The sequence below is a fragment of the Pontimicrobium sp. IMCC45349 genome (genome assembly GCF_047219225.1).
Classification (GTDB): domain Bacteria; phylum Bacteroidota; class Bacteroidia; order Flavobacteriales; family Flavobacteriaceae; genus IMCC45349.
In genome coordinates, this window is record NZ_CP178208.1 from 3,267,587 (window position 1) to 3,280,592 (window position 13,006).

12 protein-coding genes are annotated in these 13,006 nt (G+C 31.6%); 5 read left to right on the top strand and 7 right to left on the bottom strand.

Annotated elements, in window-relative coordinates:
- The first annotated feature begins 45 nt into the window (after window positions 1–45).
- A complete protein-coding gene (locus tag ACLII3_RS15035) occupies window positions 46–1,494 on the top strand; it encodes a TonB-dependent receptor (protein ID WP_412985250.1) in 1,449 nt (482 codons plus the stop codon).
- A gap of 39 nt (window positions 1,495–1,533) precedes the next feature.
- Here the strand turns inward: ACLII3_RS15035 and bcp are convergent, their stop codons facing one another.
- A complete protein-coding gene (bcp, locus tag ACLII3_RS15040) occupies window positions 1,534–1,986 on the bottom strand; it encodes a thioredoxin-dependent thiol peroxidase (protein WP_412985252.1) in 453 nt (150 codons plus the stop codon).
- A gap of 38 nt (window positions 1,987–2,024) precedes the next feature.
- Between bcp and ACLII3_RS15045 the strand changes: the two genes are divergently transcribed.
- Complete coding sequence (locus ACLII3_RS15045; protein ID WP_412985254.1) at window positions 2,025–2,684, top strand: endonuclease III domain-containing protein; 660 nt, start codon at window positions 2,025–2,027, stop codon at window positions 2,682–2,684.
- Window positions 2,685–2,928: 244 nt separating this feature from the next.
- Here ACLII3_RS15045 and ACLII3_RS15050 read toward each other — a convergent pair whose 3' ends face one another.
- Window positions 2,929–3,513 carry an RNA polymerase sigma factor gene (locus ACLII3_RS15050; RefSeq protein WP_412985256.1) on the bottom strand — a complete coding sequence of 195 codons (585 nt, stop codon included), beginning with the start codon at window positions 3,511–3,513 and terminating at the stop codon, window positions 2,929–2,931.
- A gap of 240 nt (window positions 3,514–3,753) precedes the next feature.
- On the opposite strand from ACLII3_RS15050, the gene uvrA reads away from it, so the two are divergent.
- Complete coding sequence (gene uvrA / locus ACLII3_RS15055) at window positions 3,754–6,543, top strand: excinuclease ABC subunit UvrA (RefSeq protein WP_412987925.1); 2,790 nt, start codon at window positions 3,754–3,756, stop codon at window positions 6,541–6,543.
- Here the strand turns inward: uvrA and ACLII3_RS15060 are convergent.
- A complete protein-coding gene (locus ACLII3_RS15060; RefSeq protein ID WP_412985258.1) occupies window positions 6,540–7,604 on the bottom strand; it encodes a DUF3667 domain-containing protein in 1,065 nt (354 codons plus the stop codon). The genes uvrA and ACLII3_RS15060 overlap by 4 nt on opposite strands.
- 167 nt (window positions 7,605–7,771) lie before the next feature.
- On the opposite strand from ACLII3_RS15060, the gene ACLII3_RS15065 reads away from it, so the two are divergent.
- Window positions 7,772–8,443, top strand: coding sequence for a hypothetical protein (locus ACLII3_RS15065; protein ID WP_412985260.1), 672 nt, complete (start codon window positions 7,772–7,774; stop codon window positions 8,441–8,443).
- A gap of 104 nt (window positions 8,444–8,547) precedes the next feature.
- On the opposite strand, the gene ACLII3_RS15070 is transcribed toward ACLII3_RS15065, so the two are convergent.
- From ACLII3_RS15070 to ACLII3_RS15085, 4 genes are all read right to left on the bottom strand, one after another.
- Entirely contained in the window at window positions 8,548–9,396 is an 849-nt protein-coding gene (locus ACLII3_RS15070; RefSeq protein WP_412985262.1) for a hypothetical protein, read from the bottom strand.
- 137 nt (window positions 9,397–9,533) lie between these two features.
- Entirely contained in the window at window positions 9,534–10,064 is a 531-nt protein-coding gene (locus tag ACLII3_RS15075; RefSeq protein WP_412985264.1) for a hypothetical protein, read from the bottom strand.
- A 2-nt stretch (window positions 10,065–10,066) separates the two neighbouring features.
- Window positions 10,067–10,642 (bottom strand): hypothetical protein, encoded by a 576-nt coding sequence (locus tag ACLII3_RS15080; protein ID WP_412985266.1) that lies wholly within the window; start codon window positions 10,640–10,642, stop codon window positions 10,067–10,069.
- Window positions 10,643–10,772: 130 nt separating this feature from the next.
- Complete coding sequence (locus ACLII3_RS15085) at window positions 10,773–11,603, bottom strand: hypothetical protein (RefSeq protein WP_412985268.1); 831 nt, start codon at window positions 11,601–11,603, stop codon at window positions 10,773–10,775.
- 205 nt (window positions 11,604–11,808) lie between these two features.
- On the opposite strand from ACLII3_RS15085, the gene ACLII3_RS15090 reads away from it, so the two are divergent.
- Window positions 11,809–12,999 (top strand): hypothetical protein, encoded by a 1,191-nt coding sequence (locus ACLII3_RS15090; RefSeq protein WP_412985270.1) that lies wholly within the window; start codon window positions 11,809–11,811, stop codon window positions 12,997–12,999.
- Window positions 13,000–13,006: the final 7 nt, after the last annotated feature.

A 13,006-nucleotide genomic window follows, 5' to 3' on the forward strand; every position in this document is an offset into this window, starting at 1 on the left:
GTAAATTGGTACCTTTGTAGCATACTGTTTAACCTTATATTGAAGATGGAAATTACTTTAAAAGGAGATGCTAAAATTGCTAGCATACCTTCATTAAAAGATAAAGCCTTAAGAATTAATCTTAATCAGAACATTTACGGTACGTTTGCCGAAATTGGCGCAGGACAAGAAACTGTACGTCAATTCTTTAGAGCTGGTGGTGCTTCTGGTACTATTGCAAAAGCAATGTCTGCTTATGATAAATCCTTTAGTGATGCTATTTATGGAATTGAAAATGATAGGCGTTATGTAACCGAAGCGCGTTTACGTAAAATGCTTTCACATGAGGTAAATCTTATTGAAGAACGTATTTCAAGAGAGGAAAATCCTAATAAAATATTCTTCAGTTATGCTAATACAGTAACTACTATTGATTTTGCAAAACGTTATAAAGGACATGGTTGGGTAGGTATTAAGTACCAAATTGATCCAAATGAAGATTACAACGAAATTATTCTTCATATTAGATTTAAAGAAAACGATGCACGTTTACAGCAAGAAACCTTAGGAAAATTAGGTACTAACCTAATTTATGGTGCTTTTTATAAGCATAACGAACCTAAAAAATTATTACGTTATTTATATGATCACTTAGATAAAGATCAAATAGAAATTGATACTATTAACTTTTCTGGTCCAGTATTTAAAGATGTAGATAACCGTTTAATGAGTTTACAACTTGTTAAAAATGGTATGACAGATGCTGTCATGTTTGCGCCTGATGGTAACAACGTTTTACCTGCAGCTGTATTATATAAAAAGAATATTCTTGCATTTAGAGGTAGCTTTAGACCTGTAACCAAAGTAAACATGGATATGTACCAAAAGTCATATGATATGTTTATTCAAGAAAACAAAGTAAACCCTGATAAAACACAAGTAGTTTTTGAAATTACTTTATCAAATTTACGTGCAAGTGGAGGTGAAATTGACGAGCAAGACTTTATGGATAGAGCTCGTTTATTATGTTCTTTAGGTCAAACTGTATTGATTTCTAACTTCCAAGAGTATTATAAACTAGTAGAATACTTCTCGTTATACTCTAAAAATAGAATGGGATTATCTATGGGAGTTAACAACTTAGTAGATATTTTTGATGAGAAATATTACAGACACTTAAGTGGTGGTATTCTTGAAGCATTTGGTAAACTATTCTATAAAGATTTAAGAGTTTACTTATATCCAATGCAAAATGAAGATGGAAACCTTACTACTAGTGAAAATTTAAAAGTACACCCAAGAATGAAAGAGCTATACAAGTTCTTTAAATACAATGGTAAAGTAGTTGATATTAAAAATTACGATACAGATATCCTAAATATATTCTCAAGAAGAGTATTAAAAATGATTTCTTCGGGAGAAGAAGGATGGGAAGAAATGTTACCTGAAGGTGTTGCAAACCTAATTAAAGAAAAGAACTTATTTGGTTGTATAACCGAAGAAGTCACAAAATAAAACAAATAAAAAAGCGACCAAAAAGGTCGCTTTTTTATTTTACTTAAGTATTTGGTCAGTATGCTCTTTTGTTTTCACTTTTAAGATTATATCTTCTAAAACTCCATTTTCATCAATAACAAACGTAGTTCGGTGAATACCATCAAAATTACGTCCCATAAACTTCTTTGGTCCCCAAACACCATAATCATTTATCACTTTTTTATCTTCATCTGCTAATAATGGATAAGGAAACTCATATTTATTTCTAAAATTAGTTTGTCGTCTTTGGCTGTCAGCACTCACTCCTAAAATCTCATAACCTAAACTATTAAAACGTTCGTGGTTATCTCTTAAATTACAAGCTTCCATAATACAACCAGGTGTACTGGCTTTAGGATAAAAAAACAATACTAATTTCTTTCCTGTGTAATCACTTAACTTGATTAAATTTCCATCTTGATCTAATGCTTCAAAATTTGGAGCCTTATCTCCTACTTTTAATGTAGTCATATTTATTACCTTTGAGTTTCTTATACAAATATAAGCTAATGACGAAACAAGAAAAGGTAAATTTTGTAATTAATACATTATATAAGTTATATCCAGAAATTCCAATTCCTTTAGACCATAAAGATCCTTATACATTATTAATTGCTGTATTAATGTCTGCACAAAGTACAGATGTTAGAGTAAACCAAATAACGCCTTTGTTATTTGAAAGAGCTGACAACCCTTATGATATGGTAAAACTATCGGTTGATGAAATAAGAGAAATTATAAAACCTGTTGGCTTATCTCCTATGAAAAGTAAAGGAATCCATGGTTTATCAAAAATGATTATCGAAAAGCATGATGGTAAAGTACCTCAAACTTATGAGGAATTAGAAGCAATGCCTGCTGTAGGTCATAAAACTGCTGCAGTAGTACTTTCGCAAGCTTTTGGGATTCCTGCATTTCCTGTAGATACGCATATACATCGTTTAATGTATCGTTGGAATTTAAGTAACGGTAAAAATGTAGTTCAAACCGAAAAAGATGCCAAACGCTTATTTCCAAAGGAGTTGTGGAATGATTTACATTTGCAAATCATTTGGTATGGTCGTGAGTATTCTCCAGCGAGAGGTTGGGATTTAGATAAAGATATTATTACTAAAACCATTGGTAGAAAATCGGTCTTAGATGAATATCATAAAAAAAAGAAGTCCTGACTTATGCAATCAGGACTTTAAATTCCGCCAAAGTTTAGTTTAGTAGCGTTTCAAACTTTAATTTATTACAATTAATAACACTTAAAGCTTTTGAATAATTTAGAAGAAATTTAACCGTTTCTTCCTTCGGTTGTAATATCTTTAGATTTGGATTTTTCTTAGTGTAAAGTTTCGCCATTTACGTATTTTTTGTGTTCATATACCTTGTAAACGACAGAAATTATATTTTATTGTATGTTCATTGTTAATTTGTTAAAACTACATTGTGCTTATCAATAACTTTTCGCAAATTAATGAGCGCATAACGCATTCTTCCCAAAGCTGTATTTATACTTACACCTGTGTTTTCAGAGATTTCTTTAAAACTCATATCGTTATACATACGCATTACTAATACTTGCTTTTGATCTTCTGGTAATTCTTCAATCAAACGCTTTAAATCGTGTTCTACTTGAGATTTAATTATCTTTTTCTCAGCATTTAACGAAGAATCACTCAACACCGAAAAAATATTAAAATCACCACTATTATCAAATTTTGGCATTCGGTTATTCTTTCTAAAATGATCAATAACTAAATTATGTGCAATACGCATCACCCAAGGTAAAAATTTCCCTTCTTCATTATACTTTCCAAGTTTTAAAGTTCTAATTACCTTAATAAAAGTATCCTGAAAAATATCTTCAGTAATATCTCTATCATAAACTTTAGAATAAATAAAACTATATATCTTTTGCTTATGCCTTTCAATTAAGGTAGCAAGTGCAGATTCATTTCCTTTAATGTAGCTGGTAACCAAAACAGCATCTTTGATAAGTTCGTTTCTCATATTCATTACTTTTTAAAGCATAGAAAAGCTTCTTTGCTTGGGGTTGTTGATTTTTAAAAAGTAATTTTATGTAATAGGCTAATGAGTTAATTTGCTGTTATGTACATTCCAAATATAACAACAAACATTCCAAAAAAACAAAAAGAATTTTATTTTTTTAACATTTTAACATAATTATCCTTGATTTTTAAAGCTGAATTAGAAGTAGTATCTTTGCCAGATTATTTCTTCAAAACAGCTATGAATACTGACATTACGAACGTTAATCCTAAAACAAATATCATCATAAAAGGTGCAAAATTGCACAACTTAAAAAATATTGATGTTGTAATTCCTAGAAACAAATTAGTGATTATTACTGGATTATCTGGTTCTGGTAAGTCAAGTTTAGCCTTTGACACCTTATATGCAGAGGGACAAAGACGTTATGTAGAAAGCCTTTCAAGTTACGCAAGACAATTTTTAGGGCGATTACATAAACCAAAGGTAGATTTTATTAAAGGCATTGCTCCTGCTATTGCTATCGAGCAAAAAGTAAATTCTACCAATCCTCGTTCAACGGTTGGAACAACAACCGAAATTTACGACTACCTAAAACTACTTTTTGCTAGAATTGGAAAAACCTATTCTCCAAAATCTGGTAAAGAAGTAAAAAAAGATACGGTTACTGATGTTATAAACTTCGTGAAGTCGTTTAACGATGGTGAAAAGCTATTATTGCTCTCTCCTATTCATTTAGAAGAAGGTAGAACAATGGAAAACAAACTTAAAGTACTTAACCAACAAGGTTATGCACGTGTTAAATATAATGATGAAGTTGTTAGAATTGAAGCCATTTCAGATTTTGACAACTTACCAAACGAAGTATCCTTAGTAGTTGACAGAATTATTGTAAGACATGATGATGAAGATTTTTATAACCGTTTAGCTGATGCCACTCAAACAGCATTTTTTGAAGGTAAAAACGAATGTTATATTGAAAGCTTATCAGACAATAAGCTGGAGCATTTTAGCAATAAATTTGAATTAGATGGTCTTAAATTTTTAGAGCCAAATATTCATTTATTTAGCTTTAACAATCCTTATGGTGCTTGTCCAAAGTGTGAAGGTTATGGCGATGTTATTGGTATTGATGAAAACTTGGTAATTCCTAACACAGGACTTTCTATATTCGAAAATGCTATTTTCCCATGGCGAGGCGAAAGCATGAGTTGGTATCGTGACCAATTGGTTAACAACTCTCATAAATTTGATTTCCCTATTCACAAACCATTTTTTGAACTGACTTCTACACAAAAACAACTTGTTTGGGATGGTAATTCACATTTTGAAGGACTCACCTCCTTCTTTGCTGAGCTTGAAGCTAAAGCTTATAAAATTCAAAATCGTGTGATGTTATCTCGCTATCGTGGGAAAACAAAATGTAATGTCTGTAATGGAAAACGCTTACGTGAAGAAGCTAACTATGTAAAAATTGGTAATGCTACAATTACCGATTTAGTAGAAATGCCATTACACAGGCTAGCTAACTTTTTTAAGCAATTAGAATTAAACGATTACGATACAAACGTTGCTAAACGTTTATTAACCGAAATTACTAACCGACTTTCCTTTTTAACCAATGTAGGTTTAGATTATTTAACACTAAACAGAAAATCAAACACATTATCAGGAGGTGAAAGTCAGCGTATAAATCTAGCAACTTCGCTAGGAAGTAGCTTAGTTGGTTCTATGTATATACTTGACGAACCAAGTATTGGTTTACACCCAAAAGATACTGAACGCTTAATTTCAGTTTTAAAATCCTTACGAGATTTAGGAAATACTGTAATTGTGGTAGAGCATGATGAAGATATTATGGCTGCTGCCGATGAAATTATAGATATTGGTCCAGAAGCTGGAACTTTTGGTGGTGAGGTGGTTGCTACAGGAACTTTTAAAAATATTTTAGCCTCTAACTCATTAACTGCACAATACTTAAATGGAGCGCTTAGCATTGAAGTACCTCAAGAGCGACGCACTTCAAAATACCATGTAGATATTGTTGGTGCTAGAGAACACAACCTTAAAAATATTGATGTTACATTTCCGCTAGGTATGTTAACTATTGTAACTGGTGTTTCTGGTAGTGGTAAAAGTACATTGATTAAAAAAATATTATATCCTGCACTTACTAAAGAAATTGGTGAGTTTGGAGACAAAGCTGGTGAATTTACTAGCATTAGTGGTAATTTTAGTAATGTAAAATATATTGAGTTTGTAGATCAAAATCCTATTGGTCGTTCATCACGCTCAAACCCTGTAACATATATTAAAGCTTACGATGATATTAGAGCTTTATATGCCAAACAAAAAGTGAGTTTAATACGTGGTTACCAACCAAAACATTTCTCTTTTAATGTAGATGGTGGACGTTGCGAAACTTGTAAAGGTGAAGGTGAAGTCACTATAGAAATGCAGTTTATGGCAGATGTACATTTAGAGTGTGAAACCTGTAAAGGCAAGCGCTTTAAAAAGGAAGTACTAGAAGCTACTTTTGAAGGTAAATCTATAGACGATATTTTAAACCTAACTATTGATGATGCCATTGCGTTTTTTGGACAACACAAACAAACCAAAATAAAAAACAAGCTGCAACCATTACAAGATGTAGGTTTAGGCTATGTTACTTTAGGTCAAAGTTCTTCTACCCTTTCTGGTGGTGAAGCGCAACGTATTAAGCTAGCATCGTTTTTAGGAAAAGGAAATAATAAAGAAACAGGCTTATTTATTTTTGATGAACCTACTACTGGCTTACACTTTCATGATATTCAGAAGCTATTAAAATCCTTTAATGCTTTAATAGCTAAAGGACACTCTATTATAGTTATTGAGCATAACATTGAGTTAATTAAATGCGCTGACCATATTATAGATTTAGGACCAGAAGGTGGAGAAAATGGTGGTACATTACTTGCCACAGGAACTCCTGAAGCTATTGCTACTAACAAAGCCTCTATTACTGGAAATTACTTAAAGGAAAAGCTTTAATAAAACAATATTGAGCTAATAAACATTATTGTCATAGCTGTAGGCACTACCAATACCATATAAACAAAGGTTGAAAATCCAGCTTTAATAAATGTTACAAAATAACCTTGTTGGTAAAAGTTTTTCATGGACAACCACAAATACACAAATGTGGATAGAAATATTAAGAAATCTAAAGCATCAGGAATGTCAAATATCCATTCGTTAATAGCAATAAGCAAACCAGCTACTACAAATAAGAACGAGAAATAATAAAGACTAAATACCAAATGGTGTGCAAATCGTGCACGACGCCAATAAAACACCTTTAATATGAGCGCAAAAATTGGCAATAAGAAAAACATAGCAATTGGTATGGTATCAAAAAATGCTAATAGTAAACCGCCTCCCTTTTTCTTATGAAACTTAAGCCACTGCTTATACATGGTACGCTGCATATAACCAGCATCTTCTTTCATTCCCATAAACTTCATCTGTTCAACATCAGAAGCACCAGAATCGATTAAAGAATCTAGCTTTTTACTATTATAACCAAATATATTACCATTAAAGTTCACCTTACCAGAAGAGTTGATAATGGAGTCCAAAGCTTTTTGCTCCGCCTCTGTCATACCAACTTTAATAGCCTCACTTTTATTAATAGCTTCGGTTATAGTAGCTGTATTTACGGAGTCTAATGGATTTACATTCAGCTCTTGCTTCTGCTCTACTTCAAAGCCTTTTTTAATTGCTTCTTCGGCTTTACTGTTATATTCTCTAGCCTTAAAATTGAAAATAAAGAAAAACACAACTGTTACAAATAAGTAATATTGCGCTGGATGTAAGTACTGCAAACGCTTTCCTTTTACAAACTCGCGTGCAACAAAACCAGGTTTAAACATTAAGGGAATAAAACTCCTAAAAAAACGTGCATCAAACGAAAAGTAGTTACTAATCGTATTATAAAATAAAACACCAACGGTTAATTCGTCTTTTGCCTTTTGACCACACTGTGGACAAAATTCAAAATCTTCTTTAAGTGTTTCATTACAATTTTGACAATTTAGTGTTTGCTTTTCCATAATGTTTGCTTGGTTTTATAAAAATATAAAAAACAACTTACAAAATAAACAACTTCTTACACCTGATAATCAAACACTTACATTTTTGGCACAACAATTGGTTAAACAAAAGTAAATAGCGTAAGCCGAAAAGCTAAAGAGTAGGCATCAAACTAAAACCTATTACTATGAAAAAAATGACACTTTTATTGGCAATGATGTTAATAGGATTAACATCTGCAACAGCAACCGATACTTCAAAAAGCAAACGAAGTGCACGATTTGGAGACCTAGATCAAAATCGCTTTACGCAACCAATTATGTTTGTAGAGCGTGGTGTAGAATTTTTAATTTTCCCAGATGGACAGTTTGATTTTAATACTGAAACTAATTACACTACTAGTAGTTTGTACAGACGTAGCAATAGCAGACGTGGCAATATTAACACTACTTATGGCGCTCCAGGAACACACATTAATTACACAAGACCAAGAGGAACACTTATTACTCATGATAGCAGAGGTCGTGTAAGACGTATTGGTAATGTGTTTATTAACTACGATTCTAGAGACCGCGTAAAACGTATTGGCTCGGTATATATGAGATATCGTCGTGGTTTGCTAAAGCAAGTTGGAGGTTTACATATACAGTACAACCATTATGGAGATATGATTGGCTTTAATGGGTTTGTAAACTTTAATAACCAAACTTGTAATATTTGGGATAACACAAACTATTTTGGAAACCATCACGATGTATGGAGTAACGATTGGGATGATGATTGGTTTGACGATGAGGAGTTTTATTACTACAGAAAAGGAAATAAAGTAAAGAAAAAGAAGAAGAAAAATAAATTTTAAAAACGGTTAACGTTTTATAATTGGTTGGTTAGTCAAAAAATCCCATAAGCACTGCTTATGGGATTTTTTATGAGTTCGTTTTACTAGTTTATGATTAATACTTGCTATTTAACAAGCGTGTATTTAATTAATTCTTTTTGCTTATCGTCAATTAGACTTAAACTTCCATCACTAGTATATACATATGCCCAACCAAAAGGTTCATTCTCTATTCGGTATATTTTTGATTCAGAATTAGTTTTGATTAGTTCAAGCTTTTGAACTCGTTCATGTCTCTTTAAATACAAGTTACCATCTGACATTTTTACTAACGAGAATTTACCCTCTTCCTTCATATTTTTTAATGGTTGAAGATACCATTCATTTAAAATTTCAACTTCAGCTAATTTTCGCAATTCATTTTGATACTCAAATGATTTTAAAAGCTCTTCAACAACATCATCAATTACTATTTCTCTTAATTTACTCAAAAGATTTGGATACTCTTTTTCTTGATTAATTAGTGAATAGTTATAAAAAGTAAGCGAAACGCTTTCAAGTTGATATGCAGGATATTTTCCTCCAAAGCTATCAATAGCTCCTCCTATTTCTTTACATTCTTCAATAATTGGCCAATAAGCTATTTGGCTTTGTCCTATTTGATTATGTGAAAGGTTTAAAATAGGTAAAAACCCACTAAAACCATTTGGGTTATATCCCTTCGTTCCATGAATATCAAAAATAAGTGTGGTTTTAATCATATTTGATATTGAAATGCTATCAGCCTTTCTTAAATTATACGTACTTAATAGAACTTCTTGGTCTATTTTATGAAGCGTATTCCAATACTCATTAATCTGTTTTTCTGTTTCTAAATTTTCAATTTCTTCACGATATTCTTTAATAAGAATTTGAGAGTATGTAAAACTTACTGAAAATAGAAGTGTTATAAAAATCAGAATGTGTTTTTTCATGATAAATGTTAACGGTCTTAACTAAGAGTAGTTGCGTGGTTTAGAATTTAACTTTATACATACCAGACTGAAAATTCGTGAGAGTTTTCAGAAGTAGGCGAGAACAAGCAATTACTTATAGCCATTGTTGCAGTGCGTTATTTTTTTGTTTTAGTTTCTTTATTAGTTTCCAATTCTTTTGTCAATTTGACGTTTTCTTTACTCAATTTCTTTGTTATTTTATTCAGAGAATCAATCATTTCTGATTGTTTACTTACTTCTATTTTATACTCCTTTTTTAATTCTTGTATGTCATTCTCAAGTTTTGATTTTTTATCAGAACTTAATTGAGTCCAAATGGCAATGATTATGATTGCGAGAGCGTTTAAAACACCTGCAACAATTTTGGTAATCGACCAATATTTTTTGAGCTTTTTGCTTTCAACTTCCTCCTGGAATGGTTTGTTGTTTTTTGCATTTTCGAGAGCTAATCTACCTTGTAAAGTAATATAAGAGCCATTATGATTATTTACAAAACCTCTATTCCCTAATTCTTCCAAATATTCGCTTAATTCATCAATGTCAATTCCAGTATTCATTGATAAATCAGTTGTTGAAATAGATGCTAAGTTTTGACTAAATAAACTAACGTGATGTAGGACTTTATCTAAATTTTCAATATGGCTCATATTTATTCAATCATTTTTACTGCTTGTTCGAAACCTTCACTTAAAGAATTATAGATTTCCTGAACAATAGTTTTATCTAAAATTTTTTTTAGGGTTAAATCAACGACTTTACCTTTTAAAAGTTGAAACCAATTTTTCTTACCAAGATTAAAATGATTTTTTAAATCTTCTATTTCTTCGAATATTATTTGTTGTCCGAAACCTTGCTTTTCCAGTTTTTCGAGGATGTCATTAAGTTTATTATGTAATTCAGATTCTTGTTCAGTACTAAATTCATCTTCTGCTTTTGGCTCATAAGTATAAAATCTATTTATGTCGTCTATTTCTTGGTCAATTGCAAATATTCCAATATCTCTTTCTTCTCCATATCCACAACCAGAACAGGTTTTCATATGGTCTTCTTTATCCTCAATACTTTTTTGACGAATAATTTTTAGAAAATCGAGTTTGTCTCTGTCTCGATTAAAATCATATAGTTTCGTTGTTATATGGTCTTTAAGATTTTCAAGATTATTTACTTTACCATTTTTATAAAGTCTTCTGTAAAATCTTTCAGCCTCTTTTTCTACTATATTCATATCTAAATCGTGATTTTCCGTAATGCACTACAACGTATTTATATAAACACGTTTTAATGGTTTATATAAAAGTGTTAAACGAAGTTAGCGGTTTTTAGTAAGAAAATCAATACGTATTTACACGTATTTTTTATACATAATCTTCTTGGTTGTACAGTAAAACTTCGTCGGTTAAGTCAACAATTTCAATGGCTTTTTTGGTAATTAGTTTTTTTCTATCGCTAAACGATACCATATCTAAAGCATCTGCTTCAGACATACCATTAAGTATATTTTCATGGATATTACTTGGTGTTAAATGCCTATTTAAACGTACACCTGCAACTCTGTAAGCCAACACACCTCCGTTTACACCATCTATATTATAACCAACGCTTTTTTTCCACTTTAAAGAAAAGTTTGCATCTACATCAGCATTGGCTGTATTAGCCTTAGCATCTAAATTAAACCCTAAAGAGCCTCCTTTATTACCACTAAACTGTAAGTAATACTTATCGGCATACACCAAACCTTTAACTACATATACTTTGGACGAGAGCTCTCCAGATACATATTTACTCAACAGTTCCTTACGAAACTCTACAAAGTTTTTAATGCTTTGTTGCCTTACGCCTTGTACTTTTAAAAACATTTCGTTTTCGTTAGAAAATTCAACTGCTAAACCAGCTTCGTTAACTTTAAAATGCTCAGACATTACAGCTTCTCCTTTTAACTTGGTAGTTAAATTAACACTTGCACTTGAGGTAATGTTTTTATTTACCTTTTTGCCTTCAACAAACATGACATTAGAAGGATTAAATACAGACGAGTCTACTTCGGCAATGATATCTTTTTTCTTTAGTAATATATCGCCAATAGACAAGGTGCTATCACTTGTTATTAAAGGAATGTAGTTACGTCCATACAATTTAGAAATTTGACGTTTTAATATCCTTGCTTGTTTTCTGGTTAATTCGCTCATGGTAAAAATAGATTTGATTAATGCTTTAAAAGTGTAAAACGAAGCTAAGGTTTTTAACTTATAAATTCAATACGTAGAATTACGTATTAACACTTCCCTACGTTAACTTATAAACACTTAAAAGTCAACTCAAAAAAACTATTTAACATTTTTTGGCACGTTGTTTGGTAACTACTAAATGTATTCAATCCAAAAACGAACAATTATGAAAAATTTACGCAAATTTCCAGAGCACTTAATCAACGTTCATGGTGTGAGCAAAAAACTAGTTTTTATGTTAGCATTGCTCCTAACAGGTTTTACAGCCTTTGCAACCAACATTACCAGCAGTACACATAATGCATCTACAAGAGCCTTTGTGAGAGGTTATGGTAATTCGTTCATATTTGTTGAACAAGGTGTGGAATTTGCGGTATTTCCAGATGGTCAGTTTGACTTTAATGTAGAACGCTATGGTCCTGACTTTAGTGCTTATGCAGATTTTGGAAATGTAAGTATCAGTTTTAATTCTGGACACAGCTATGATGCGTATGTACAATACGATGATTATGGTGCTGTAATTCAAATTGAAAATGTACCAGTTTACTACGATTACTATGGTAGAATTATTCAGGCTGGTAACGTTCATATTAACTACAACACTAGAGGTTATATTACACGTGTTGGTAGTATGTATGTACATTATAACAGATACAATAGATTTTCGCATTGTACAGGATACATAAACATTTATAACAGACATTATGTATATAGACCTTGGCATAGATACTATGTGGCTCCAGTAGTAGACTTATGTATTGTTTTTAACAGACCATACAGAAGGTATTACAGACCTGTAAGACATTATTATTACAGACCATATAGAGATAATTTTAGACCAAGAGTATCGTATACTCACGGAAGACGTGGTACTAAAGTAGCACATAGTGGTAGACGTAGTGATAGGTACAAGCAAAGTAGTACACCTAGACGTAACACATCAGTAGCAACTACTTCTACTCCTAGACGTAATAATGCAAACATGTCTACACCAAGACGTAACAATGCTAATGCTACAACTTCTACACCAAGAAGAAATGTAACAACAAATGCACCACGTTCTTCTAGTAATACTAGTGTTAGACCTAGAACAAGTACACCAAGAGTTGCAACAACTCCAAGAACAAATACAAAACCTAGAGTTAAACCTAAATCTAGAAAGTCGGTTACTAAACCTAGAACAACGTCTAAACCTAAATATGCTTCTAAACCTAGAACATCTAGAAGTAATAAAACAGTGAAGCAACGTAGTAACAGAAGTAAACAGTCTTCTACACGTGTTGCAAAAACATCAAGAAAAAAAAGTAGTTCGTCAAGATCGAGCAATTCAAGATCATCAAGACGAGGAAAAATATAAAAATTTT